At 72.9% G+C, this 25,670-nt stretch carries 21 protein-coding genes; 10 read left to right on the plus strand and 11 right to left on the minus strand.

The window, feature by feature from the left end; all coding sequences use genetic code 11:
* Positions 1 to 81: 81 nt before the first annotated feature.
* Genes B4U46_RS08730 through tyrS form a run of 3 tightly spaced genes read left to right on the plus strand, consistent with a single transcriptional unit; the run spans position 82 to position 4,350 of the window.
* A complete protein-coding gene (locus B4U46_RS08730; RefSeq protein ID WP_398898347.1) occupies positions 82 to 1,644 on the plus strand; it encodes a TldD/PmbA family protein in 1,563 nt (520 codons plus the stop codon).
* Positions 1,641 to 3,029 (plus strand): metallopeptidase TldD-related protein, encoded by a 1,389-nt coding sequence (locus B4U46_RS08735; RefSeq protein ID WP_079425574.1) that lies wholly within the window; start codon positions 1,641 to 1,643, stop codon positions 3,027 to 3,029. Before B4U46_RS08730 ends, B4U46_RS08735 begins: the two co-directional genes overlap by 4 nt.
* A gap of 52 nt (positions 3,030 to 3,081) precedes the next feature.
* The gene (gene tyrS / locus B4U46_RS08740) at positions 3,082 to 4,350 is read left to right on the plus strand and encodes a tyrosine--tRNA ligase (protein ID WP_079425575.1); all 1,269 of its coding nucleotides are present in this window, start codon (positions 3,082 to 3,084) and stop codon (positions 4,348 to 4,350) included.
* 89 nt (positions 4,351 to 4,439) lie between these two features.
* On the opposite strand, the gene B4U46_RS08745 is transcribed toward tyrS, so the two are convergent.
* A complete protein-coding gene (locus B4U46_RS08745) occupies positions 4,440 to 4,718 on the minus strand; it encodes a GlsB/YeaQ/YmgE family stress response membrane protein (RefSeq protein ID WP_079425577.1) in 279 nt (92 codons plus the stop codon).
* 136 nt (positions 4,719 to 4,854) lie between these two features.
* Here B4U46_RS08745 and B4U46_RS08750 point away from each other — a divergent pair, with 136 nt between their 5' ends.
* On the plus strand, positions 4,855 to 5,187 hold the full coding sequence (locus B4U46_RS08750; protein ID WP_079431635.1) for a DUF3099 domain-containing protein: 333 nt from the start codon (positions 4,855 to 4,857) through the stop codon (positions 5,185 to 5,187).
* Positions 5,188 to 5,325: 138 nt separating this feature from the next.
* Positions 5,326 to 5,553, plus strand: a complete 228-nt coding sequence (locus tag B4U46_RS08755; RefSeq protein ID WP_107438241.1) for a hypothetical protein — start codon at positions 5,326 to 5,328, stop codon at positions 5,551 to 5,553.
* 58 nt (positions 5,554 to 5,611) lie between these two features.
* Here B4U46_RS08755 and moaA read toward each other — a convergent pair whose 3' ends face one another.
* The 3 genes from moaA to B4U46_RS08770 form a co-directional block, all read right to left on the minus strand.
* Positions 5,612 to 6,601 (minus strand): GTP 3',8-cyclase MoaA, encoded by a 990-nt coding sequence (gene moaA / locus B4U46_RS08760; protein ID WP_079425580.1) that lies wholly within the window; start codon positions 6,599 to 6,601, stop codon positions 5,612 to 5,614.
* 170 nt (positions 6,602 to 6,771) lie between these two features.
* Positions 6,772 to 8,397, minus strand: coding sequence for a cation acetate symporter (locus B4U46_RS08765; protein WP_237292744.1), 1,626 nt, complete (start codon positions 8,395 to 8,397; stop codon positions 6,772 to 6,774).
* On the minus strand, positions 8,394 to 8,759 hold the full coding sequence (locus tag B4U46_RS08770; protein ID WP_079425582.1) for a DUF485 domain-containing protein: 366 nt from the start codon (positions 8,757 to 8,759) through the stop codon (positions 8,394 to 8,396). The genes B4U46_RS08765 and B4U46_RS08770 overlap by 4 nt, the downstream gene beginning before the upstream one ends.
* 270 nt (positions 8,760 to 9,029) lie before the next feature.
* Here B4U46_RS08770 and B4U46_RS08775 point away from each other — a divergent pair, with 270 nt between their 5' ends.
* Positions 9,030 to 10,577 (plus strand): S8 family serine peptidase, encoded by a 1,548-nt coding sequence (locus B4U46_RS08775; protein ID WP_079425584.1) that lies wholly within the window; start codon positions 9,030 to 9,032, stop codon positions 10,575 to 10,577.
* Between the two features lie 54 nt (positions 10,578 to 10,631).
* On the opposite strand, the gene B4U46_RS08780 is transcribed toward B4U46_RS08775, so the two are convergent.
* From B4U46_RS08780 to B4U46_RS08790, 3 genes are read right to left on the minus strand one after another with little or no spacing between them, the layout of a single operon-like run.
* Positions 10,632 to 11,675, minus strand: a complete 1,044-nt coding sequence (locus B4U46_RS08780) for a zinc-dependent alcohol dehydrogenase family protein (protein WP_079425585.1) — start codon at positions 11,673 to 11,675, stop codon at positions 10,632 to 10,634.
* A gap of 23 nt (positions 11,676 to 11,698) precedes the next feature.
* A complete protein-coding gene (locus tag B4U46_RS08785) occupies positions 11,699 to 12,376 on the minus strand; it encodes a lysoplasmalogenase (RefSeq protein WP_079425587.1) in 678 nt (225 codons plus the stop codon).
* Between the two features lie 17 nt (positions 12,377 to 12,393).
* Positions 12,394 to 13,269: a sterol desaturase family protein gene (locus B4U46_RS08790; protein WP_079425589.1), complete on the minus strand. Its 876-nt coding sequence runs from the start codon at positions 13,267 to 13,269 to the stop codon at positions 12,394 to 12,396.
* Positions 13,270 to 13,361: 92 nt separating this feature from the next.
* Here B4U46_RS08790 and B4U46_RS08795 point away from each other — a divergent pair, with 92 nt between their 5' ends.
* Positions 13,362 to 16,442 (plus strand): NACHT domain-containing protein, encoded by a 3,081-nt coding sequence (locus tag B4U46_RS08795; RefSeq protein ID WP_079425591.1) that lies wholly within the window; start codon positions 13,362 to 13,364, stop codon positions 16,440 to 16,442.
* Positions 16,443 to 16,465: 23 nt separating this feature from the next.
* On the opposite strand, the gene B4U46_RS08800 is transcribed toward B4U46_RS08795, so the two are convergent.
* The 4 genes from B4U46_RS08800 to B4U46_RS08815 are packed head-to-tail and all read right to left on the minus strand — an operon-like array spanning position 16,466 to position 20,666.
* Entirely contained in the window at positions 16,466 to 17,686 is a 1,221-nt protein-coding gene (locus tag B4U46_RS08800) for an amidohydrolase family protein (protein ID WP_079425593.1), read from the minus strand.
* The gene (locus B4U46_RS08805) at positions 17,683 to 18,969 is read right to left on the minus strand and encodes an amidohydrolase family protein (RefSeq protein ID WP_079425595.1); all 1,287 of its coding nucleotides are present in this window, start codon (positions 18,967 to 18,969) and stop codon (positions 17,683 to 17,685) included. The genes B4U46_RS08800 and B4U46_RS08805 overlap by 4 nt, the downstream gene beginning before the upstream one ends.
* Before the next feature lie 13 nt (positions 18,970 to 18,982).
* Complete coding sequence (locus tag B4U46_RS08810; RefSeq protein WP_079425597.1) at positions 18,983 to 19,867, minus strand: SDR family NAD(P)-dependent oxidoreductase; 885 nt, start codon at positions 19,865 to 19,867, stop codon at positions 18,983 to 18,985.
* A 1-nt stretch (position 19,868) separates the two neighbouring features.
* Complete coding sequence (locus tag B4U46_RS08815; protein WP_079431637.1) at positions 19,869 to 20,666, minus strand: acetoacetate decarboxylase family protein; 798 nt, start codon at positions 20,664 to 20,666, stop codon at positions 19,869 to 19,871.
* 151 nt (positions 20,667 to 20,817) lie between these two features.
* Between B4U46_RS08815 and B4U46_RS08820 the strand changes: the two genes are divergently transcribed.
* The 3 genes from B4U46_RS08820 (at position 20,818) to B4U46_RS08830 (ending at position 25,617) form a co-directional block, all read left to right on the plus strand.
* Positions 20,818 to 21,450 (plus strand): TetR/AcrR family transcriptional regulator, encoded by a 633-nt coding sequence (locus B4U46_RS08820; RefSeq protein ID WP_079425598.1) that lies wholly within the window; start codon positions 20,818 to 20,820, stop codon positions 21,448 to 21,450.
* Between the two features lie 207 nt (positions 21,451 to 21,657).
* Positions 21,658 to 24,528 (plus strand): RING finger family 4 domain-containing protein, encoded by a 2,871-nt coding sequence (locus tag B4U46_RS38935; protein WP_079425600.1) that lies wholly within the window; start codon positions 21,658 to 21,660, stop codon positions 24,526 to 24,528.
* A gap of 111 nt (positions 24,529 to 24,639) precedes the next feature.
* A complete protein-coding gene (locus B4U46_RS08830) occupies positions 24,640 to 25,617 on the plus strand; it encodes a DEDDh family exonuclease (RefSeq protein WP_079425602.1) in 978 nt (325 codons plus the stop codon).
* The last annotated feature ends 53 nt before the right edge of the window (positions 25,618 to 25,670 follow it).

Genomic DNA, 25,670 nt, shown 5'->3' on the forward strand with positions numbered 1-25,670 from the left:
AATCGGGCTCCGACAGGGCCTTGCGACGCGGGCTGTCGAATACCTACAGAAACCTGTGGTCACCTGGGGCCCGATCGCGACATGATCGAGCAGACCGTCCCCGACTCCGGGAGGACCCCCGTGGCCCATTCCATCGACGCGGCCTTCACCGCGCTGCCCTTGCGGGCGCTCGCCGACGCGGCGCTCGCGCGGGCGCGCGCGCTGGGCGCCGACCATGCCGACTTCCGCCTGGAGCGGATCCGCAGCGCCTCGTGGCGGCTTCGGGACGCCAAGCCCTCCGGCGGCTCCGACACCACCGACCTCGGCTACGCGGTCCGCGTGGTGCACGGCGGCAGCTGGGGGTTCGCGTCCGGCGTGGACCTGACCATGGACGGCGCGGCCAAGGTCGCCTCGCAGGCCGTGGCCATGGCGAAGCTGTCGGCGCAGGTCATCAAGGCGGCCGGCTCGGACGAGCGGGTGGAGCTCGCCGACGAGCCGGTGCACGCCGACAAGACCTGGATCTCCGCCTACGACGTGGACCCCTTCGACGTGCCGGACGCCGAGAAGTCGGCCCTGCTGGCCGACTGGAGCGCGCGGCTGCTGGCCGCCGAGGGCGTCGCGCACGTGGACGCCTCGCTGCTCGCCGTCCACGAGAACAAGTTCTACGCCGACACCGCGGGCACCACGACCACCCAGCAGCGGGTGCGCGTCCACCCGCAGCTGACCGCGGTCGCCGTGAACGCCACCACCGGCGAGTTCGACTCCATGCGCACCATCGCCCCGCCCGCCGGGCGCGGCTGGGAGTACCTGACCGGCACCGGCTGGGACTGGAACGCCGAGCTGGAGCAGATCCCGGGCCTGCTGGCCGAGAAGATGCGGGCCCCGAGCGTGCAGGCGGGCCGCTACGACCTCGTGGTGGACCCGTCCAACCTGTGGCTGACCATCCACGAGTCCATCGGCCACGCCACCGAGCTCGACCGGGCGCTGGGCTACGAGGCGGCCTACGCGGGCACCTCGTTCGCCACCTTCGACCAGCTGGGCACGCTCAAGTACGGCTCCTCGATCATGAACGTGACCGGAGACCGCACCGCCGAGCACGGCCTGGCCACCATCGGCTACGACGACGAGGGCGTCGAGGCCCAGAGCTGGGACCTGGTCAAGGACGGCACCCTGACCGGCTACCAGACGGACCGGCGGATCGCGAAGCTGACCGGCCTCGGCCGCTCCAACGGCTGCGCCTACGCCGACTCCCCCGGGCACGTGCCGGTCCAGCGGATGGCGAACGTCTCGCTCCAGCCGGATCCGGGCGGGCTGTCCACGGAGGACCTGATCGGCGGGGTGGAACGCGGGATCTACGTGGTCGGCGACCGCTCCTGGTCGATCGACATGCAGCGCTACAACTTCCAGTTCACCGGGCAGCGCTTCTTCCGGATCGAGAACGGCCGGCTGGCCGGGCAGCTGCGCGACGTCGCCTACCAGGCCACGACCACCGACTTCTGGGGCTCGATGGAGAAGGTCGGCGGCCCGCAGACCTACGTGCTGGGCGGCGCCTTCAACTGCGGCAAGGCCCAGCCGGGCCAGGTCGCGGCGGTCTCCCACGGCTGCCCGTCGGCCCTCTTCCGCGACGTCAACATCCTGAACACCACCCAGGAGGCCGGCCGATGAGCCGTACGAAGCCCCACGAGATCGTCGAGCGGGCCCTGGAGCTGTCCACCGCCGACGGCTGCGTGGTCATCGCCGACGAGGAGTCCAGCGCCAACCTGCGCTGGGCCGGGAACGCCCTGACCACCAACGGCGTCACCCGCGGCCGGACCCTCACGGTGATCGCCACGGTCGACGGCGGCCAGGGGACGGCCTCGGGGGTCGTCTCCCGCTCCGCCGTCACCGCCGCCGACCTGGAGCCGCTGGTCCGGGCCGCCGAGGCGGCCGCGCGGGCCGCGGGTCCCGCCGAGGACGCCCAGCCGCTGGTGACCGGGACCCCGGCGTCCCCGGACTTCGCGGACGCCCCCGACGAGACCTCCTCGGCGGTGTTCGCCGACTTCGCCCCGGCCCTCGGCGAGGCCTTCGCCCGGGCCCGGGCGGGCGGCCGCGAGCTCTACGGCTTCGCCCACCACGAGCTGGTCTCCACGTACGTGGGCACCTCGACGGGGCTGCGGCTGCGCCACGACCAGCCCAACGGCACCCTGGAGCTCAACGCCAAGTCGCCGGACCGGCTCCGTTCCGCCTGGGCCGGACGCGCCACCCGCGACTTCAAGGACGTGGACCCGACCGTCCTGGACGCGGAGCTCGCCGTCCGCCTCGGCTGGGCCGAGCGCAAGGTCGAACTGCCCGCCGGCCGGTACGAGACCCTGCTGCCGCCGACGGCCGTGGCGGACCTGCTGATCTACCAGATGTGGTCGGCGGCGGCGCGGGACGCGGCGGAGGGCCGGACGGTCTTCTCCAGGCCCGGCGGCGGCACCCGCGTCGGCGAGCGGCTCTCGCGGCTGCCGCTGACCCTGCGCAGCGACCCGAACGCGCCGGGCCTGGAGTCCGCGCCGTTCGTGATCGCGCACAGCTCGGGCGACGACGCCTCGGTCTTCGACAACGGCCTGCCGGTGCCGGCGACGGAGTGGATCAGCGGGGGCGAGCTGGCCCGGCTGACCACGACCCGGCACAGCGCCGGGCTGACGGGGCTGCCGCTGTCCCCGGCCTTCGGGAACCTGATCCTGGAGGGGGGCGGGGAGAAGTCCCTGGAGGAGATGGTCGCGTCCACCGAGCGGGGTCTGCTGCTGACCTGCCTCTGGTACATCCGCGAGGTCGACCCGGCGACGCTGCTGCTGACGGGCCTGACCCGGGACGGGGTCTACCTGGTGGAGAACGGGCAGGTCACGGGCGAGGTGAACAACTTCCGGTTCAACGAGTCCCCGGTGGACCTGCTCTCGCGGGCCACGGAGGCGGGCCGCACCGAGAAGACCCTGCCGCGCGAGTGGGGCGACTATTTCACGCGGGCCGCGATGCCCTCCGTCCGCATCCCGGACTTCAACATGAGTTCGGTCAGCAAGGGCGTCTGACGCACCTAGACTGAGCACGGCATTCCCACCATTCGCAAGGAGTCGAGAGACCGTGACGGACATCGTCGACGAACTGAAGTGGCGCGGGCTGTTCGCCCAGTCCACCGATGAAGAAGCGCTGCGCAAGGCCTTCGCGGACGGTCCCGTCACGTTCTATTGCGGCTTCGACCCGACGGCCGCCTCGCTGCACGTGGGACACCTCGTGCAGGTGCTGACCGTGCGCCGGCTCCAGCAGGCGGGTCACCGCCCGCTGGCGCTGGTCGGCGGGGCCACCGGGCAGATCGGCGACCCGCGGCCGACGGCCGAGCGGACGCTGAACGACCCGGAGACCGTCGCGAACTGGGTGACGCGCCTGCGCACCCAGATCGAGCCGTTCCTGTCCTTCGAGGGCGAGAACGCGGCGGTCATGGTCAACAACCTGGACTGGACCGCGGGCATGTCCGCGATCGAGTTCCTGCGGGACATCGGCAAGCACTTCCGCGTCAACAAGATGCTGACGAAGGACTCGGTCGCCAAGCGGCTGGAGTCCGACCAGGGCATCAGCTACACGGAGTTCAGCTACCAGCTGCTCCAGGGCATGGACTTCCTGGAGCTGTACCGCCGCTACGGCTGCACCCTCCAGCAGGGCGGCTCGGACCAGTGGGGCAACCTGACGGCCGGCCTGGACCTGATCCACCGCCTGGAGCCGCAGGCCCAGGTGCACGCGCTGGCGACCCCGCTGATGGTCAAGGCGGACGGCACCAAGTTCGGCAAGTCCGAGAGCGGGGCCGTCTGGCTCGACCCGGAGATGACCACCCCGTACGCGTTCTACCAGTTCTGGCTGAACGTGGACGACCGGGACATCTCCACCTACATGCGGATCCTGTCCTTCCGCTCCCGTGAGGAGCTGGAAGAGCTGGAGGCGCAGACCGCCGAGCGCCCCCAGGCGCGGGCCGCCCAGCGGGCGCTCGCGGAGGAGCTGACCACGCTGGTGCACGGTGCGGACCAGTGCGCGGCCGTGATCGCGGCGTCGAAGGCGCTGTTCGGCCAGGGCGAGCTGGCGGACCTGGACGAGGCCACGCTGGCCGCGGCCCTGTCCGAGCTGCCGCACGCGCAGGTGGCGGAGCCGGGCCTGGTGGTGGACCTGTTCGCGGAGACCGGCCTGGTCGCCAGCAAGTCCGCCGCGCGCCGGACCGTGAAGGAGGGCGGTGCCTACGTGAACAATGTGAAGGTCACCGCCGAGGACGCGGTCCCGGCGAAGGAGGACCTGCTGCACGGGCGCTGGCTGGTGCTGCGCCGCGGCAAGAAGAACCTGGCGGCGGTCGAGGTGACCGGCGCCTGACGGGCACTGCGGCGAGGGGCCGGCGCGGACCGCGAGGTCCGTACCGGCCCCTTCGTCGTGCCCGCCTTCGTCCGGCGGGCTGTCGGCGGTCAGGCCGTGCGGCGCCGGTCGCCGCGCACGGCCAGGTAGACCATGTCGCCGAGCCCGACGATCACCACGGCGCCGGCGAGCTGGAGCAGGTGCCGGATCCAGTCGATGCCCCTGGTGTCGTGGACACCGATCCAGGTCGCCACGGCGTTGCCCAGGACGCCGCCGAGGATGCCGAAAATGGTGGTCAGCCAGATCGGCTGGTGCTGCTTGCCCGGCAGGAGGGCCCGGGCTATGAGGCCCAGCACGAAACCGACGATGATCGCCCACAACCAAGACATGTCGAGCCTCCTCGCGGCGCGGTGTGCGCATGTGGGGCCAGTCTCGGTCCGCAGGGCGCACCACGCACGCCGGGCGGCTCCGTTCGGGCGGTACCCCCTTCTCCCCGCCGTCCGGGCGGCGGCGTACCGTGGGGGCATGCAGCGGACGAAGCGGAACGGAGCCGAGGTCTTCCGGATCACCGGGGCCCGCATGGGGCTCGCGGAGGACGTACGGGGGCGCCAGCGCCGGTACGTGATCTCGATGGGCATCAGGACCGTGTCGGTGATCGCCACGGTGATCCTGTGGAACGTGGAGCGCCATGTGGCCGTCGTGACGCTCGCGGCGGGCCTCCTGCTCCCCTACATCGCGGTGGTCATCGCGAACGCCGGGCGCGAATCGACGCCCTCGCTGCCGTCGCACTTCGTGCCCGCCCCGGTGCGTCCCGCGCTGGAGCCGGGGAACCTCAGGAAAACCTCAGATCAATCATGAAGTTCCGGTGCACCCCACCCGGTCCTGCGTGACATACTGCCTACGCGCTCCGCATCCCCCGTCGGAGCGACGGACCGACGCCGGGCAGCTCCCCCCGTGGCTGCCCGGCGTCGCCCTTCCGTTTGTAGGGTTGGGGCCGTGACCTCTTCCGATACCCCCACCTGCTCCGCCAAGGGCTGCCGCGACGCGGCCGTATGGGTCCTGGCGTGGAACAACCCGAAACTGCACGCGCCGGAGCGGCGCAAGACCTGGCTGGCGTGCGAGGAGCACCGCGAGCACCTCTCCCAGTTCCTCGGGGTCCGCGGCTTCCTGAAGGACGTGGTGAAGCTGGAGGAGTGGGTGCAGCCGGAGGGCTCGGAGCGCTGAAACGTGGAAGGGCCCTCCCGCCGGCGGGAGGGCCCTTCCACGTACGCGGCCGGTGCGGCTAGCCGCCGATCGCGGACATCGGGCGGTCGGGCTGGAGGAAGGACGGGTCGTCGAGGCCGGAGCCGGCCTTCTTGCCCCACATCGCCACCTTCCACAGGCGGGCGATCTCCTCGTCCGGGGCGCCCGAGCGCAGCGCGGAGCGCAGGTCGGACTCCTCGGTGGCGAACAGGCAGGTACGGATCTGGCCGTCGGCCGTGAGCCGGGTGCGGTCGCAGGCTCCGCAGAAGGGGCGGGTGACGGAGGCGATGACCCCCACGGTGGCGGGGCCGCCGTCGACCAGCCAGCGCTCGGCGGGGGCGGAGCCGCGCTCCTCGGCGCCCTCCTCGGTGAGGGTGAAGCGGGTGTGCAGGGACTGGAGGATGTCCCCGGCGGTGATCATGCCCTCGCGCTTCCAGCCGTGCTGGGCGTCGAGGGGCATCTGCTCGATGAAGCGGAGCTCGTACTCGTTCTCGACGGCCCAGGCGAGCAGGTCGGGGGCCTCGTCGTCGTTGAGCCCGGGCATCAGGACGGCGTTGACCTTGACGGGGGTCAGGCCGGCCTCGCGGGCGGCGGCCATGCCGTCGATCACGTCGTGGTGGCGGTCGCGGCGGGTGAGGGTCTTGAAGACCTCGGGGCGCAGGGTGTCGAGCGAAACGTTCACCCTGTCCAGGCCGGCGGCCTTGAGCGCCTGTGCGGTGCGCTTGAGGCCGATGCCGTTGGTCGTCAGCGACATCCTGGGGCGGGGTTCCAGGGCGGCGCACCGCTCGACGATCCCGACGATGCCGGGCCGCAGCAGCGGCTCGCCGCCGGTGAAGCGGACCTCGGTGATGCCCAGGTGCGTGACGGCGATACGGATCAGCCGGACGATTTCGTCGTCGCTGAGCAGATCGGACTTCCCCAGCCACTGCAGGCCCTCTTCGGGCATGCAGTAGGTACAGCGCAGGTTGCACCGGTCGGTGAGCGAGACGCGCAGGTCAGTGGCCACGCGGCCGTACGTGTCGAGAAGCACTGTGGGCCCCCCTCCCCTGTCCGGATCTAGAGGTTCTATGGATCGAGCCTACGCGACCCGTGTGTCCCGGAGGGGTGCCCGAATGAACGAGACGTAACGTGGCCGCATCGTACGGAAGTACGACGCGGCCACGCACGGTGTTCGTACGGTCTCGGGGAGCCGCCCCCCTGTCAGTGGGCTCCGGTGCCGGTGAGGGAGCGCACCTCCAGTTCGGCGAACTTCTGGGGGTCGGCCTCTTCCTTGGACAGGAGCGTGCCCAGCCAGCCGAGGAGGAAGCCCAGCGGGATGGAGATGATGCCGGGGTTCTCCAGCGGGAACCAGTAGAAGTCGGCGTCCTTGAACATCGAGGTGGGCTTCCCGGAGACCACCGGCGAGAAGAGGACCAGGCCGACCGCCGAGATCAGGCCTCCGTAGATGGACCACAGCGCGCCCCGGGTGGTGAAGCGCTTCCAGAAGAGGCTGTAGAGGATCGTCGGGAGGTTGGCGGAGGCGGCGACCGCGAAGGCGAGGGCGACGAGGCCGGCCACGTTCATGTCGCGGGCCAGGGCCCCGAGGAAGATCGCGACGGCGCCGATGACCACGGTGGACCAGCGGGCGGCGCGCACCTCCTCCTTCTCGGTGGCGCGTCCCTTGCGGATGACGTTGACGTAGATGTCGTGCGCGAAGGACGAGGAGGAGGCCAGGGTGAGGCCGGCGACCACGGCGAGGATGGTGGCGAAGGCCACCGCGGAGATCACCGCGAGGAGGATCGCGCCGCCGGTGGAGTCGGGGCCGCCGCCGACGGCCTGGGCGAGCAGCGGGGCCGCGGTGTTGCCGGCCTTGTTGGACTTGATGATGGCGTCGCGGTCGAGGAGGGCCGCGGCCCCGAAGCCGAGCGCGATGGTCATCAGGTAGAAGGCGCCGATGATGCCGATGGCCCAGTTCACGGACTTGCGGGCGGCCTTGGCCGTGGGCACCGTGTAGAAGCGGATCAGGATGTGCGGCAGGCCGGCGGTGCCGAGGACCAGGGCGAGGCCTAGGGAGAAGAAGTCCAGCTTGGTCAGCGAGTCCTTGCCGTACTTCAGGCCCGGCTCCAGGAACTTGGCCCCCTTGCCGCTGTGCTCGGCGGCCTGGCCGAGCAGCGCGGAGACGTTGAAGTCGAACTTCAGCAGCACCAGGAAGGTGATCAGGAGGGTGCCGGCGATGAGCAGCACCGCCTTGACCATCTGGACCCAGGTGGTGCCCTTCATCCCTCCGATGGTCACGTAGACGATCATCAGTACGCCGACCAGGGCGACCACGGCGATCTTGCCGCCGTCGGCGGTGATGCCCAGCAGCAGCGAGACGAGCACGCCCGCGCCGGCCATCTGGGCGAGCAGGTAGAAGATCGATACCACGATGGTGGAGGTGCCGGCGGCGGTGCGGACGGGCCGCTGGCGCATCCGGTAGGCGAGCACGTCGCCCATCGTGTAGCGGCCGGAGTTGCGCAGCGGTTCGGCGACCAGCAGCAGGGCCACCAGCCAGGCCACGAGGAAGCCGATGGAGTAGAGGAAGCCGTCGTAGCCGAAGAGGGCGATGGCTCCGGCGATGCCGAGGAAGGACGCGGCGGACATGTAGTCGCCGGAGATGGCGAGGCCGTTCTGGAAGCCGGTGAACTGGCGGCCGCCGGCGTAGAAGTCGGCGGCGTCCTTGGTCTGGCGGCCGGCCCAGACGGTGATGACGAGGGTGGCGACGACGAACAGCCCGAAGAGGGTGATGATCAGCGGGCGGTGTTCGGTGGCGCCGGCGGCGGTCGTCAGGTGCGGGATGGCGCTCACGCTCCGCCCTCCAGCCGGTTCTTGATGGCCCGTGCCCTGGGGTCGAGCTTGGCGGCGGCGTGCCGCGAGTACAGCCAGGCGATCAGGAAGGTCGTCGCGAACTGGGCGAGTCCGAGCACCAGGGCGACGTTGACGTTGCCGAAGAGCTTGGTCCCCATGAAGCCGCCCGCGTAGTTGGACAGCAGGACGTAGAGCAGGTACCAGGCGATGAAGGCCACGGTGAGCGGGAAGGCGAAGGAGCGGTAGGAGCTGCGCAGTTCGGCGAACTCGGGGCTCTGCTGGACGCGCGCGAACTCTTCGGCCGACACCTGGGCCGGGGCCGGTCCCGCGCCGCCCGGCGGCGGCGCTGCTTGCGTGGTCACGGGGGGTTCTCCTTGTGGCGCGGGTGCGGTGGGGACGTGCAAAACAACCTCCGTGTGGGGGGCGGTGGTGCTGAGCCCCCCGGTCAACGGCACGTGCGGCGCGCCGGGACGGTTCAACACCCGTTTTTTCTTCGGCGGTTCTGCGTTTTAAACGGCTGATTCCTCGAACTGATGGCGCAAAGGCGAACGGCGCCGCTAGGTTCGCTTGTCATGAACGCGTCCGACGCGACCGCGTGCGGACTGCTCCTTCACGGATGATGTGGAGAACCCATGGCTCATCTGGGATCCGGCCGTCGGCGGGCCCTCGCCGTTCCGGTCGGCCTGGCGCTCACGGCCTCACTCGCCTTCCTGCCCTCGGTGGCTGCCTCGGCCGCGCCGCTGGGCGACACGGCGGGCTCGGCGACGCCCGCCCGGGCCGCCGCCACCGGCCCCGCGCTCTCGTACGTGGCCAACCTGACCGCGTACGGGACGGCCAGGCAGGCCGAGAAGGCCGTCGAGCAGGCCGGCGGGACGGTGGTGACGTCCTATGAACAGATCGGCGTCGTCGTCGCACATTCCCAGAACCCGGACTTCGCCAAGCGGCTGCGGGCCCAGCGGAACCTGTTCGTGTCCGTGGGAGCCACCCGTACGGCCCCCCTCCAGACGGTGCAGACCACCGAGGAGGGCACCACCCAGCGGCTGAGCGACGCCGACGCCGCGCGCGCCGCCGCGCGGGCCGAGCCGGGCCAGGAACCCCTGGAAGCCAACCAGTGGGACCTGCGGGCGATCAAGGCCGACCAGGCCCAGAAGGTCGACGCGGGCAGCCGGGACGTCACGGTCGGGGTCATCGACACGGGCGTCGACGACACCCACCCCGACCTCGCCCCGAACTTCTCCAAGGGGCAGTCCGCCAACTGCGTCGGCGGGGTCGCGGACACCACCGACGGCGCGTGGCGCCCGTACGCCGACGGCAGCGACCACGGCACGCACGTGGCGGGCACCATCGCCGCCGCGCGCAACGGGATCGGCGTCAGCGGCGTCGCGCCGGGCGTCAAGGTCGCCGCGATCAAGGTGAGCGAGCCCGGGACCAGCCTCTTCTACACCGAGGCGGTCGTCTGCGGCTTCATGTTCGCCGCCGAGAAGGGGATCGAGGTGACCAACAACAGCTACTACGTCGACCCCTGGTACTTCAACTGCAAGACGGACGACGACCAGAAGGCGCTGGTGGAGGCCGTGACCCGGGCGAGCAGGTACGCCGAGCGCAAGGGCGTGCTGAACGTGGCCGCGGCCGGCAACGAGAACTGGGACCTGGCCGCCGACTCGATCACCGACGACACCAGCCCGGACGACGCCACCCCGACGTCGCGCACCATAGACCCGAAGGTCTGCCTGGACCTGCCCGCGCAGCTGCCGGGCGTGGTCACGGTCAGCGCGACCGGCGACAAGGGCTTCCGCTCGTACTACTCCAGCTACGGGCTCGGCGTCGTCGACGTGGCCGCCCCCGGCGGCGACAAGTGGCAGGTCCCGGCCACCCCCGACGCCAACGGCCGGGTGCTGTCCACCCTCCCCGGCGGCGGCTACGGCTACAAGCAGGGCACCTCCATGGCCACCCCGCACGTCGCGGGCGTCGCCGCCCTGCTCAAGAGCGCGCACCCGGGGGCCACGCCCTCCCAGCTCCAGACGATGCTCAAGGCCCAGGCGACGAAGACCGCCTGCCCGGACAAGATCTACGACGGCACCGGCAACCTGGTCGACGCCACCACCTGCCAGGCCAAGTGGGGCCAGACCGGCTTCTACGGCGCGGGCGTGGTCGACGCCCTCAAAGCCGTGAAGCGGTGACGGGGAGGGGCCGGGCGGGGACCACCGCCCGGCCCCTCTGCCGTCAGGGCTTGATCAGGGCTTGATCAGGACCTTGAGGGCGCTGCGGTCGTCCATCGCGCGGTAGCCGTCCGGGACCTCGTCCAGCGACACGGCACGGTCGAAGACGGGCGCCGGGTCGATCGCGCCGCTCAGCACGTCCTCCAGCAGCTCCGGGATGTACGCGCGGACCGGGGCGACACCGCCGCGCAGGCTGATGTTGCGGTCGAACATCACACCGAGGTCGAGCCCGGTGCCGCTGCCGTGCGGCACGCCGACGTAGCCGATGGCGCCGCCGTCGCGGGTGATGCTGACCGCCGTGCGCATGGACTGCTCGGTGCCCACGGCCTCGATGACGGCGTGCGCGCCCTGCCCGCCGGTCAGCTCGCGGACGGCCGCCTCGGCCGCCTCGCCGCGCTCGGCGACCACGTCGGTGGCCCCGAAGAGCTTCGCGATGTCCGTACGGGCGCTGTGGCGGCCCAGGGCGATGATCCGCTCGGCGCCCAGGCGCTTGGCGGCGAGGACCCCGCACAGGCCGACCGCGCCGTCGCCGACGACGGCGACGGTGGAGCCGGCGCGCACGCCCGCGCCCAGGGCGGCGTGGTGGCCGGTGCCCATGACGTCGGAGAGGGCGAGCAGCCCGGTCAGCAGGTGGTCGTCGGAGGCGGCCGCGGCGGGCAGCTTGACCAGGGTGCCGTCGGCGTGCGGGACCCGCACGGCCTCGCCCTGGCCGCCGTCGGACCCGACCGAGCCCCAGAAGCCGCCGTGCACGCAGGAGGTGTACAGGCCTTCGGAGCAGTAGTCGCAGGTGCCGTCGGACCACATGAAGGGGGCCACGACCAGGTCGCCGGCCTTCAGGCCGGAGACCGCGGAGCCGGTCTCCTCGACGACGCCGAGGAACTCGTGGCCGATGCGCTGGCCGGGCTGGCGCTGGGCCTCGCCGCGGTAGGCCCACAGGTCGCTGCCGCAGATGCAGGCACGCAGGACGCGGACGACGGCGTCCTCGGGGCGCTGGATCGCAGCGTCGGGCACCTCCTCCACGCGGATGTCGTGCGGGGCGTGGATGACGGTGGCGCGCATGGTGGTGCAGCCCTCCGGGTAGTTCAGTCTTGTAGGACTTCCCTACCGTACGCCTGCTCCCGGCGAAGCGCTCCCGCGGCCAGCAGGTACTGGGCCGCCAGGTAGGTGGCCATGATCCAGAAGTCGGGGCGCGGCAGCTGCGGCCACTTCGCCACCCCGGTGGCGATGAGGGTGTCGGAGAGCAGGAACAGCGCTCCGCCCACCCCCGCGATCCGGCCCAGAGCGCTGGAGCGGTAGGCCATGGAGGCCAGCAGCAGGCTGTAGCCGGCGACGGGGATCCGCAGTCCGGCCGGCAGGTCCCCCCACAGCAGCGCGACGGTCCCGACGAGCGCCACGGCGTACGCGCCCCCGAGCACGGGACTGGTCCGGCCGCGCCCGAACAGACTGTGTTTGTTGAAAAGCATGAGGTAGCAGACGTGCCCGGCGGCGAAGGAGCCCATGCCGAGGAGGAAGGCGGGCTCGGCGTCGAAGAGCAGGGCCAGGTCCCCGCCCCAGCCGAACAGCAGCGCGGCGACCAGCAGCCGGGGGGCACGCAGGGTGAGCACGTACCCGACGAGCAGCGGCATCAGCAGCGGCTTGGCGATCAGGTGCCCCGGGTGCCAGCCGGCGAGCAGCGAGGCGAGGTCGACGGCGCAGGCCAGGGCGAAGGCACCGAGCAGCAGCCGCCCGGCGGTGCCGGTGCCCTCCGGTACCGCCCGCATACGGGACTGGACGGCACTCACGCGGCGGGCTCCGGCGCCTTCTCGGCCTGCGCGACCGCGGCCGGGGCGGGCTGCCAGCCGGGCCCGCGGAACACCCGCCCGGCGCGCTCGCGCCAGCTGCGGGCGGCGCGCACGTCGCGGGCGATGGCCGCGTACTCGTGGGTGGCGACGCGCAGGGGGTTGAAGGTGCCGATGTTCTTCGTGAGCCCGTAGACGGGCCGCTCGGTCTCCCCCACCCAGGACCCGAACATCCGGTCCCAGACGATCAGGATGCCGCCGAAGTTGCGGTCCAGGTAGCCGCCCTGGGAGGCGTGGTGGACGCGGTGGTGGGAGGGGGTGTTGAAGACGTACTCGTAGGGGCGGGGAAGCTTTCCGATGCGCTCGGTGTGCACCCAGAACTGGTAGAGGAGGTTGATGCCGTAGCAGAACGGGATCGCAGCGGGGTGCACCCCGAGGGCGACCATCGGCAGGTAGAACCACCAGGTGGTCGCGCTGGTCCAGGGCTGGCGCAGGGCGGTGGTGAGGTTGAACCTGCGGCTGCTGTGGTGGACGACGTGGCAGGCCCACAGGATGCGGATGACGTGGTGGAGCCGGTGCTGCCAGTAGTAGAGGAAGTCCTGCACGAGGAGCATCAGCAGCGCGGTCCACCACAGGAACGGCACCCGCAGCGGGGTCAGTTCGTAGACGGCGGTGAAGACCGCGACGACCGGGATCTTCCAGAGCAGGTCGAAGCCGATGCTGCCGATCCCCATCGTGACGCTGGTGACCGCGTCCTTGGCGTCGTAGCCGGCGGCGTCCTCGTCGGGATGGAGCCGGTAGCTGACCACCTCGATGACGGTGAGCAGCACGAAGGCGGGTATGGACCACAGCACGACATCGGGCAGATTGGGCATGGGCGCACCTTAGGGCGGGTTCCGGGGTGCCGCTAGGGGTTGTTACCGATCAGTATCCGACGGGGTTACCCGGGGTACAAGGGGGAGGGCGCATGGCAGGGGTGGAAACCGCCGTACTCAGGGCGGCGAGCACGGCGGCGGGGTGGCTGTGGCGGTCCCGGCTGGGCCAGGTGCCGGGGGCCCGGCTCGCCGACCGCCCGGTACGGCCGGCCGCGCGCTGGCGCCGGCCGGAGGAGCTGGGTGCGCCGGAGGCGCGGAGGCTGGCCGAGGGGCTGGCCGGCCGTCTGGGCGGGGCCGCGGCCCGGCTGCCGGAGCACGAACGGCTGGCGGCGCTCGACGCGGTCGCCGACGCCTTCGCGGGGCTGGGCCGGGTGGACGCCGATGCCGTCTTCGCGGCGGACCTGGACCCGGTCCGGCTGGCGGCCCTGCTGCGGGTACCGCCGGAGTCGGGGCTGAGCCCGGCGGCCGAGGCCCTGGCCCGGGACCTGATCCGGCTCGCCTGCGCGCACGCGGTGGAGTACCTGACGACGCTGCCCTCGTTCGGGGCGCGGGCGGAGGTGGAACTCGTACGCCGCACCGGGGCGTTGCAACGGTCGGTGGACCGGCTGGCGGAGGCCGGGGGCGACGGGACGGGACACGCCTTCGAGGAGCGGTACGCCCGCTGGGTGGCCGACACCCACGGACGGCTCCAGCTGTTCGGCCTGACCACCGGCCGGGCGCGGGAGGAGTGGCCGCTGGACCTGGCGTACATCGGCCTGGGCGTGAGCGGGGAGCAGCCGCCGGTGCTGCCGGGCGAGCCGGGGATGCACCGGACGACGCTCCGGGCCGACCAGGCGCTCGGCGCGGCGGAACGGGTCCTGCTGCGGGGCCCGGCGGGCTCGGGCAAGAGCACGCTGCTCCAGTGGCTCGCGCTGAACGCGGCCCGGCGGGCGGAGGGGCCGTGGGCCCTGTCCGTACCGTTCGTCCTGCGGCTGCGGTCCTTCACGACGACGGAGGCGCTGCCCCTGCCGGAGGAGTTCCTCAAGGCCGCCGGGGTGCCGTTGTCGGCTCCGCCGGGCTGGGTGGAGGAGCTGATGCTCAGCGGCCGGGCGCTGGTCCTGGTCGACGGGGTGGACGAGGTCCCGCAGCGGCTGCGCGGCCGCACGGAGACCTGGCTGAGGTCCCTGATCTCGGCCTTCCCGAAGGCCCGGTACGTGGTCACCACCCGCCCGTCGGCGGTGCCGGAGGACTGGCTGGCACGGGAGGGCTTCGCAGCACACTCACTGCTGCCGATGGAGCGGGAGGAGGTGGGCGCGTTCATCGGGCACTGGCACCGGGCCGCGCGGGCGGAGTGCCCGGGCGAGGACCTCGACGCGTACGAGTCCTCGCTGCGCGAGGCGGTGACAGCCCGCCGCGACCTGGGCCGCCTGGCCACGAACCCCCTGATGTGCGCCCTGCTCTGCGCCCTGAACCGGGACCGGCGGATGCAGCTGCCCCGGGCGCGGAAGGAGCTGTACGACGCGGCACTGGACATGCTGCTGGTCCGGCGGGACACGGAGCGGGAGATCTCGGGGGTGGAGGGGGTCTACCTCACCCGGGACGAACAGATCCTGCTGCTCCAGCGGTTCGCGTACTGGCTGATCCGCAACGGGCAGGTGGAGGCCGGTCGGGAGGAGGCCGTCGAGCTGGTGGCGGAGTGGCTCGACGCGATGCCGCAGGTCCGCGAACAGGCCGACGCGGAACAGGTCTTCACTCACCTCCTGATCCGCAGCGGGCTGCTGCGCGAGCCGGTGAAGGGCTCGGTGGACTTCGTCCACCGCACCTTCCAGGACTACCTGGGCGCGAAGGCCGCTGTGGAGTCCCGGGACTTCGGCGTCCTGGTCAAGAACGCCCAGGACGACACCTGGGACGACGTAATCCGCATGGCGGTGGGCCACGCGCGGCCGGACGAACGGAGCCGCATCCTGCGGGGCCTGCTGAAGCGCGCGGACAAGGTCAAGGGGGCCCGCAACCGCCTGACACTCCTGGCCACGGCCTGCCTGGAACACGCCCCGGAACTGGACCCGTCCCTGCGCAGCGAGATCCAGTCCCGGACGGCCGAACTACTGCCGCCCACGCGGTTCACCCAGGCGGCGGAGCTGGCCAAGGCCGGTGAGCTGGTCCTGGACCTGCTGCCAGGCCCGGCCGCCCTGTCAGAGATGGAAGCGGCCTCGGTCGTCCGCACCGCCATCCTCGTGGGGGGACCGCGCGCCCTGGCCCGCGTCACCCGCTTCCGATACGACGGGCGCCCCACAGTCAGGGCACAGCTCGCCAACGGGTGGCGGTACTTCGACAGGGCCGCTTACGTGGATGCCGTTCTGGCCGAGGTCGACCTGTCGCACACCTACCTGGTCTGCGACTCCGCCGAGGCGCTGCACCAGCTGGACCGGCTGCCGCAGGCGAGGTACCTGACGCTGCGCGGGGGGCTCGGCATTCCCGCCGCCGTGACGGGCAGGGGCGACCTCGAGGGCATCACTTTCGAGGAGGACGAGACCCTCACCGATCTGTCTCCGCTGTCCGCACTTGGCGGCCTGTCCCAGCTGGGCCTGTACGACTGCCCTGGCGTCGAGAGCCTCGGCCCTCTCGCCGGCCTCCCCCTGCACACCCTGACCCTCACCCGAGTGCGCGCGGGTCTCCCCCTCCGGCCCCTCGCCTCCCTGGAGGAGGTGACTCACCTCTCGCTGGACTTCGCAACGGACGCCACCAGCGTGTCCGAGCTGCCCGTCCCGGCATCGCTCCGCAGTCTGAGCTTGTGGCAGGGGGCGCGCCACCTGGATCTGCACGGGCTCGAGCGCTGGCAGGACCTCGACGTACTGACCGTTTCCAGCGAACGGCAGGTGGCTCAGCTGGCGGCGCAGCGGTCGGTACCGGCCCTGCGGGTCCTGCAACTGCACAGCATGGCCGTCGATCCGTCGCTGCTGGTCCGGCACGAGCAGCTGAACGCGCTCTTCCTGTTCAAGTGCGGACTCGCTGCGGGGCTGGAGCCGTTGCTCCGGCTGCCGCGGTTGACCAAGCTCACGGTGAGCTTCTCCGCCGGGCCCGTCGACCTGTCTCCGCTGGCGGCCAGGCAGGACCTGTTCATCGACGTCTACGGCCCCAACACCCTGCTCGGTACCGAGCTGTTCCCGCCGGAGCGGCTCCGTTACAAGAGCTGAACCGCCCCGGCGGGAGCCGTACGTCACCAGACCCGGACCGAGCCCCCTCGGGCGAAGGCCGGGCTGGTGGCGGCCGGCGGGACCTCCGTCAGGGGCTCGGCGATCTCCGCGACCAGCGGTCCGTGTTTCGCCGCCACCGCGTCCAGCAGGGACAGGTCGAACCCGTACACCCGGGCGGCGTTGCCGCCCACCATGGCCGCGACCTCCTCCCTCGGGAGCCCCGCGTACGCGATGCGCAGGCCCTCGCGGGAGTAGGGGGCGGTGCCCTCGTCGTGGGGGTAGTCGCTGCCCCACATGATCTTGTCGAGGCCGATCCGCTCCCGCAGCGGGACCTCGTGGGGGCGCATGAAGCTCGCTCCCACGAAGCAGTTGTCCCGCCACACCTCGCTCGGGCCCTTGCCCATGGACTCCGCCAGCCCCGCCCCGAACTTGGACTCCGCCGTCGACGAGGCCGCCACCAGGCGGCCGTGGTAGTAGTCCAGCATCTGCAGGACCCCCGGGATCCAGCCCGAGCCCTGTTCCGTCAGGACCAGTTTCAGGCCCGGGTGGCGGCGGAAGGCGCCGCCGAAGATCAGGTGCCACAGGGCCCGGTGCGAGAACCAGGTGGTTTCGACCATGAAGACGGCCCGGGCGGCGGGCTCGTCGCCCAGCGGCGGGGACGCCGAGCCGCCGTGGTGGTTGACCGGGACGTCCAGTTCCTCGCAGACCGCCCAGATGGGGTCGTACGCGTCCGAGTACAGCTCGGGGACGGACGAGCCGGGCGGGACGCCGGGCAGCAGGACGCCGCCCGTCAGCCCGGCCTCACGGGCACGGCGGATCTCCTTCACCGCCGCGTCCACGTCGTTGAGGAGGATCTGCGCCACCCCCGCCCGCCGGCCCGGTGCGTCCGCGCAGAAGTCGGCCAGCCAGCGGTTGTGGGCCTGGAGTCCGGCCCAGCGCAGCTCGTACTCGGCGGCCGACGGGGGCTGGGCCATCAGGGAGGCCTTGGGGAAGAACGGCGGGATGGTGTTCGGGAAGACGACCTCCGCGACGATGCCGTCCGCCTCCAGCTCCGCCAGCCGGCGCGCCGAGTTCCAGTTGCGGTCGGCGGTGTCGGCGAGCAGGTCCTCGTACGGGTTGACGTACGTGGCGGCCCAGGCGTCGAACGCGTCGTGGTGGCGCTTGGCCAGGTACGGCTTGTAGTCCAGCAGGTCGGCGCCCGCGTGGCAGTCCGCCGAGATGACCGTGTAGCGGTCCTCCGTCATGCCGAGACCCCCAGGACCGGGAAGTCCTCGCCGGTCAGCCAGTGCCGGCCGGTCTCGCGGGAGCGGGCCCAGGAGGCCTCCACCGCCGCCTGGTCCGGGCTCTGGCCCAGTTCGGCCGGGGTGGGGCCGATCCGGCGGGCGAGCGGGGCGAGCGCGGCCGTGTCGAAGCCGAAGACCTCGGCCGCCGCCAGGCCCAGCATGCGCCGGGTCTCGGCGACCGGGATGTCGTGGAAGGTCCTCGTCAGCCAGTTGCGGGTGTCCGGCCAGGTGCCCTCGGGGTGCGGGAAGTCGGAGCCCCACAGGATGTTGTCCACGCCGATCTCGTAGCGCTGGGCCAGTTCGCGGCGCTTGGTGTTGGTGGCGCAGACGAAGACCTGCCGGTCGAGGTACTCGCTGGGCGGGCGTTTCAGTTCGGCGAAGGGCGAGAGCTTCTTGCCGCCGTGCGCGCCGAGGTAGAGGCGGTCCATGAACCACAGCTGGTTCGGCAGCCACCAGCAGCCCGACTCGGCAACCCCGAACTTCAGGCCCGGGTGGCGTTCGAAGGCCCCGGACCACAGCAGGAACCACAGCGGCCGGGCCGGCCACCAGGTGACCTCGGAGACGTAGATGCCGAGGTGGTCTCCGTACTCGTGGCGCGGGGCCGCGCCCGAGTGGGTGACGACGGGCATCGCGGTCTCGGCGGCGGCCGCCCACACCGGGTCGTAGCGGCGGTCGTGGTAGGGCGCCTTGTCCACCCACATGGAAGGGATCATCAGGGCGCCGAGGCCGGACTCCTTGGCCCGGTGGATCTCGGCGACCACCTTGGCCGGCTCGGCGGTGACGGGCAGCAGGGCGACGCCGCAGTGCCGCTCGGGGTTGCGGGAGACGAACTCGGCGAGCCAGCGGTTGTGCGCCTGGGCGCCCGCCATGCCGAGCTCGGGGTCCTGGTCGCCCGAGAGGCCCAGGCCCACGCCGAAGGGGGCTGCGGTCTGGCTGTCCACGGCGTCGGCGTCGGGGAAGACGACCTCGGCGGCCACCCCGTCGCCGTCGAGCTCCTTCAGCCGCTGGGCGGAGTCCCAGCCGCCCTTGAGGCCCTCCTCGTGGTCGTGGAACCATTTCTCGGCGAAGGCCTCGTTGCGGATGCCGAGGCGGGTGGCTTCCTCGCGGCGGGCGTCGCGCTGGCCCAGGAACTCGTCGAAGGCGCGGTGGAACCGGGAGTCGAGGTAGGGGCGGTACTGCTCGGTGGGCAGCCCGGCGTGACAGTCGGAGGAGATGATCAGGTACGGGTCTTCGTACGCGCTCACGGTGTGTCGCTCCTCAGTCGAGGATGAAGCTTTCCAGGTAGGCGGGGTTGGCGCGGTCGAGCATCGACTGCGAACGGGCGCGGATCTGCCGGTCGCTGTGCTCGCTGGCCGGGAGCATCCAGAACCGGTCGGCGCGGATGCCGTCCACGACGTGCTCGGCGACCTCCTCGACCGGGGTGAACCGCACCTCGTGCCCGGCCGCGCGCATCGCGGACTCGTACTGGTCGAGGGTGCGGTACGGGGACTTGCGCGGCCGCTGCTTCGCGTAGCGCTCGGGGCGGTTGCGGTGCGACTCCCACAGGCCGGTGCGCAGCATGTGCGGTCCGGGGAAGAGGACGGAGGCGCCGACGCAGGCGCCCTCCGCCTTGAGGTGGGCGTAGAGGGACTCGGTCATGGTGACCACCGCCGCCTTGGTGACGGCGTAGACGGAGGCGGTGGGCAGCGGGGCGATGCCGCCGTCGCCGGAGGAGGTGTTGACGACGTGGCCGGGGGCGCCGCCGGCGATCATGCGGGGGACGAAGGCCTGGATGCCGTGGAAGACGCCCCAGACGTTGACGGAGAAGGCCCATTGCCAGTCGTTGGGCTCGTGCTCCCACATGCGGCCCTCGGCGCCCGAGCCGACGCCCGCGTTGTTGCAGAGCACGTGGACCGCGCCGAAGGCCTCGTAGGCGGCGTCGGCGAGGGCGACGACGGAGTCGCGGTCGCTGACGTCCACGGTGCGGGCGAGGACGTCGGCGCCCTCCGCCCCCAGCGCGTCGGCGGCCTTGCGCAGAGCGCCCTCCTCGACGTCGGCGAGGACCACCTTCAGCCCCTCGGCGGCGAAGCGGCGGGCCATGGCCAGGCCGATGCCGCTCGCGGCGCCGGTGACGACGGCCACCTGTCCGGATGCGAGCCGCATGTCACGCACTCCCCTCGGGCGGTCCGTCGAAGGCCTGTTGCGGGTCGTCGTAGCGCTGGTGGAGGTACGGCAGCAGGGCCTGGGCGCTGACCCGCTCGACGACGCGGCCCTGCTGGTCGGTGGTCTTCTCGCCGAGGGTGAGCTCCACGAGGCGGCGGACGGGCAGGTCGGCCACGGGATCGAACATGGACTCGCGCAGGATCACGTCACCGGTGAGGTGTTCCAGTTTGCGGACCTTCTCGTTGCGCGTGCAGTGCACGAGGACGGGATCGCTCTCGAAGCCGGAGCCGTCGACCGCGGGGAGGAACTTGAAGTAGAAGTCGGTCTTCTTCGCCGGTTCGGGCACCGGCAGTTCCCGGTCCACCGCCCCGCGCACCTCCACGAAGGCGATGCCGTGCCGGGCGAGGGCGGCGCGGACGACCAGGCCCTCGCGCTCGACGGTGACCTCGCCCAGTTTCTTGGGCTCTCCGAAGACCTCGCGGCCGCCGGTCAGGGCCCGCTCGTGGGTCATCGGCATGACCAGCGGGTACCAGCCCTCGACCCCGCCGTGCCGGGCGGCGACGGCCACGGAGCCGGCGCCGAGCGGGTAGCCGGGCAGGTCGACCTTGCTGATGTTGGCCCGGACGAGGGGCCGTTCGGCGGGCTTCAGCGGCGGCGGCAGGACGGCCGCCACCACGTCCGGATCGGTCTCCCAGACGGCCACCACTCCGGTGGACCAGATGTCGGGGAGGTTCGAGCTCTTCTCGCGCGACGCGGCGATCTCCGCTTCCGTGCGCGCTCCGTACCGTACGCGTGCCATGTTCCGCACCACCCTTCTGGGGGTCCCCCCGGACGGAGTCTGGGGGAGGGGTCCTGTAACACAGTTACACCGCTGCCGATGAAGGGTAAAGAGGGCCGCACGCAGGAAAACTGACGCGACGTCGGATCGGTCGGCCCCGGGGAGGACGCCGATGGCGAGGAGCCCGCTCACCCGCGAGGAGGTACTGGAGGCCGCCGCCGCGCTGGTCAGGCAGCACGGCCCGGACGCCCTCACCATGCGCAAACTCGCCGCCGAACTCGGCACGGCGGTCACCTCGATCTACTGGCACGTGGGCAACCGCGAACAGCTCCTCGACGCCCTCGTCGAACGGACCGTCCAGGACATGGGCGCCATCCGCCCCTGCGGCCGCACCCCCGCCGAGCGCATCGTCTCCGTCGCCCGCAGCATGCGCCGCGAGCTGCGCGAGCGCCCGCACCTGATCGCGATGGTCCACGAACGCGGCCTGACCGACCGGATGTTCCTGCCCGCCCAGCGGGCCCTGGTCGCCGAGGTGCGGGCGGCGGGGCTGCGCGGCGCCCGCGCGGCCGACGCGGTGCGCGCCGTCCAGTTCCAGGTGGTGGGCTTCGTCCTGGTCGAGCGCAACCGCGAGCGCTCCCCCGTCCAGTCCCCCGGCGAGGGCGAGCTGTGGGAGCCGGCCGCCGCCCCGGACGACCCGGACCTGGCCCGCGCCCTGGGCCGCCCGGCGGACCCGGAACGCCTCTTCGTGCTGTCCGTGCGGGCCCTGACGGAAGCCCTCCTGACGGCGGACGACCCGCCCCCGTAAATCGCTTGGCGGCCCGGGCCGGGTGTGGTCGGATCGGATCCGACGGGGGCGGCTCCCCGGCGTGCATCCTTCTCACCCTTCTACGAAAAGACTCCGCGCGCCCTCTCTCCGCCCCCGTCCCACCGACTTCCGCGCGCCGCCGCGCCCGCGCTCCCGCCGGGCCCCCGCGCGCCGTTCCAGCTCCGTCTCCCGAAGGGGAAACCGCCGTTGCCGGCTGCCGACTCCGTCCTGCTGCGCCGTATCCAGACCGTGTACGTCGACCACGAACCGGAGCCCGGCCGCGCACCGGGACCGTCGCTGCGCAGGCTGGAGGCGGAACTGCTGGGCCGCGGCTACCTCCTCGACCCGGCACTCCACGCCGCCCTGGCGGGGCTGGGCCCCGAGGACCTCGCCGCCGCGCACAGCCGGCTGACGGGCCTGGCGGACGGGCTGCTCGGCTCGGACCGGACCCACCGCCCGCTCCTGCGCCGCTTCCCGCGCGTACTGCCCCGCGACCCCGGGGCGCTGTACGCCGACCGGATCTTCGCGCACCTGCTCCAGCGGCCGTACCAGCCGTGCGTGTTGTGCGGCGAGGCCGGGCGCGTCCGCGCCGTCTCACCGTGCGCGCACCTGGTGTGCCGGGCGTGCTGGGACGAGACCGAGTACGACGGCTGCCCCCTCTGCCACCGCCGCATCGACGCCGCCGAACCGTTCCTGCGGGCGGTCCGGGCCGTCGGCGCGGCCAAGCCCGCCACCCCGGGCCCGCTGCGGCTGCTGCGGCTGGGCGCCGACCGCCGCGCCGACGCGACCGAGCTGGTCGGGCGGCTCCTGGCCCGGCGCACCCCACTGTCCCCCCAGGACCGCGACGACCTGCTGGCGCTGCTGCCGCTCTCCCCCGCCGGGCGGGGGCTGCTGCCCGCCGAGATCCCGGTGCGCGAGACCAAGGCCCTGGTGGTCGCCACGCTGCTGGCCGCGGCGCCGGAGGACGCCGGGGAGGCCGTACGGGCACTGCCCGCCGAGCGGCTGACCACGGCCACCGACGTGCTGCGGGTGCTGGCGGTGCTCTCGGGCGGGGAGCCCGGCCTGGATCCGCTGCCCCGGTTCGGCGGGCTGCCCCGGCGGCTGCGGCGGGAACTGCTGGGCGTGCTGGACGGGTTGCCCGCGGCGTTCCTCGTCGAGGACCTGCTGCGGCACCCCACCGCGTGGAAGCGGGCGGCCGAGGTCCTGCACCCCTTCGAGGACCACCACCGCCACCCGCGGGCCGCGCTGGCCTTCGCCGTGCTGCGCGGAACCCCGGTCCGCGCCGGCACCGCGCTCGGGGCGGCCCTGCTGGAGACGGCGGCCGCCCATCCCGACGCGGTCCGGGCGGACGCCGGGGCCGGCCGGATCCGGCCCGCGACCTGGGCCGGGCGGCTGGAGCGGGCCCTGGCCGCCGGGGACCTCGCCGCCGCGACGGGCATCGCCGCGCAGCGCCCCGGCGAACTGGTGCGCCGGCTCGACCACCTGCTGCGGCTGGCCGCGGAGGGGCGGCCCGGGGAGGCCGCGGGACTCGCACTCCCGTCCGAGCTGGCGGAGGCGCTGCGCCACGGGCTGCCCAAGGCAGGTCCGGGCCCGCTGCTGTCCGCCCTCGGCGCCCTGCGGGTGCGCACCGAGGACCGGACCGGCCGGCGCCGGGTGTTCTTCCCGGGGGGCGAGGTCACCCGCGCCCTGGTGGTGCCGGAGCGGCGGCCGCCGCTGCCCGCCGGGCTCGTGGAGCAGACCGTCACCCTGCTGGAGGCCGAGCTGCTGCGGCGGTTCGCGACCGCGGGCGAACGGCCGGAGCCGGGCTCGGACGCCGGAACGGCGGCGGACGCCGGGCCGGGGGCGGACGCCGGCCCGGGGGCGGACGCCAGCCCGGGGGCGGACGCCGGCCCGGGAGCGGACGCCAGCCCGGGGGCGGACGCCAGCCCGGGAGCGGACGCCAGCCCGGGAGCGGACGCCCGGGCGGCGGAGGACGCCGGCCCGAAGGCGGATGCCCCGATGGAGGCGGGCGGCGCCCCGGGGGCGTACGACCTCGCCGTGCTGGACTCCGCGCTGGCCGACCTGACCGTCCCCTTCACCGAACGGGCCGCCGCCAAGGCCCTGGTCGCGGTCCCCCGGGGCAGCCGGCAGCCGGTGCCCGCGGGCGAGGTGCTGCGGCTGTTCCTGCACTGGACGGAGCCCGAGGGCGAACGCACCGACCTGGACCTGTCCGTGGCCTTCTACGACGCCGACTGGGCCTACGCCGGCCTCTGCGACTACACCTCCCTGCAGTTCGGCGAGGGCGCGGCGGTCCACTCCGGAGACCTCACCTCCGCCCCGGCCCCCGACGGGGCCACGGAGTACGTGGACCTCGACGTGGAACAGCTGGCCGCGCAGGGGGTCCGCTACGCCGTCCCCCTGGTGTTCAGCTTCAACAACATCCCCTTCGACGAGCTGCCCGACGCCTTCGCCGGCCACATGGGCCTGCCCGCCGGCCGGCCCCGCGACGCCCGCTACGACCCGCGCTCCGTCCGCCAGCGCTTCGACCTGGCGGGCCGGTCCCGGATCTGCCTGCCCATGGTCGTGGACCTGGAGCTGCGGCAGTCGCTGTGGACCGACGTCCACCTGCCCCCGGCCGACGGCTTCCAGAGCATCGCCACGATGGGCCCGCGGCTGGGCGAGGTGGTCCGGGACGTGTACGAGCAGTTCGGCTCGACGGCGCGGGTGACGCTGTGGGACCTGACGGTGTGGCGGGCCGCGGCCCGCACCCGGGAGGTGACGGTGGTGCGCCGGGCTCCCGCACCGGGCCTCCCCGACGAGCTGTGGACGCACCGGCGGCGGGCCGGCGAACCGGTGGCGGCCTTCGCACACCGGATCGCGGAGCTGGCGGACCCGGACGTGCGCGCGCCCGCGCAGGACGCCGACGCCGAGGCGGCCCGACTCGCTTCCGGGCGACGGGTGTTCCTGGCCGCCGTGCACGGCGGCCCGTCCCCCGAGCGGGCCTCGGGCACGGTCTACCGGCTGTTCCCCGGCCGCGACGGCCACGGGCCGGACTTCCTGCAGGTCACCGCCGGGGACCTGGTCGCCGAACTGGGCTGAACGGCGCGTACCGGAGCCCGGATCCGGGGCCGCGGCGGGGCGCGGCGGGAGGGACGGCCGGAACCCGGCTCCCCGCGGAATCGGAACTGTCGGTGAGGGCCCGTATCCTCTATGACCATGCTCGACGACCGTACGACCGCAGACACGACGTGGCCGACCGCGTACCCCCAGGGGTACGCGGTCGTCGACGTGGAGACGACCGGGCTCGCTCGCGACGACCGGATAGTGTCCGCGGCCGTCTACCGGCTCGACGCACGGGGCAACGTCGAGGACCACTGGTACAGCCTGGTCAACCCGCGCCGGGACCCGGGCCCCGTCTGGATCCACGGTCTGACGAGCGACATGCTCGCTGACGCGCCCCTCTTCGAGGACATCGCCGGGGAGTTCGCCGAGCGGCTCGCGGACCGGGTCCTCGTCGCGCACAACGCCATCTTCGACTGGCAGATGATCGCCCGGGAGTACGCGCGGGCCTCGTCGGCCGCGCCGGTCCGCCAGCGGCTGTGCACCATCGCCCTGTCCAAGGAGCTGGACCTCCCGCTGCCCAACCACAAGCTGGAGTCCCTCGCCGCGCACTACGGGGTGGTCCAGCAGCGCGCCCACCACGCCCTCGACGACGCCCGCGTCCTGGCGGAGGCCTTCCGTCCGTCGCTGCACGCGGCCGCGCGGGACGGCGTACGCCTGCCCCTGCTGGAGTGCCGCCCGCTGACGGAGTGGTCGGACTCCCCCGCCACGCCGCGGGTCGGCTACCAGGCCTCGTACGGGGGCAGCTGGCGGGCCTCGCGGAAGCTGCCGCCCTCCCCGTACCCGAACCCGGGGCGGTTCGAGGACGGCAAGCCGCTGAAGCAGGGCATGCGGGTCGCCTTCTCCGGTGACACCTCGGTGGACCGGGAGCTGCTGGAGGACCGGGCGGTGGAGGCCGGGCTGCATGTCGCGACGAGCGTGTCGCGGCTCACCAGCCTGCTCGTCACCAACGACCCCGACTCGGCGACCTCCAAGACGGTCAAGGCCAAGTCCTTCGGCACCCCGGTGGTGGACGAGGCGGCCTTCACGCAGCTGCTGCGCGACGTGGCGCCCGCCGAGGAGAAGTAGCGTCGGGATTGCTCCGGGCGGGTGCAGGCGCGGCGACTCACCCCGGCGGATCT

Origin of the sequence: Streptomyces katrae, assembly GCF_002028425.1 — a bacterium.
Classification (GTDB): Bacteria; Actinomycetota; Actinomycetes; order Streptomycetales; family Streptomycetaceae; genus Streptomyces; species Streptomyces katrae_A.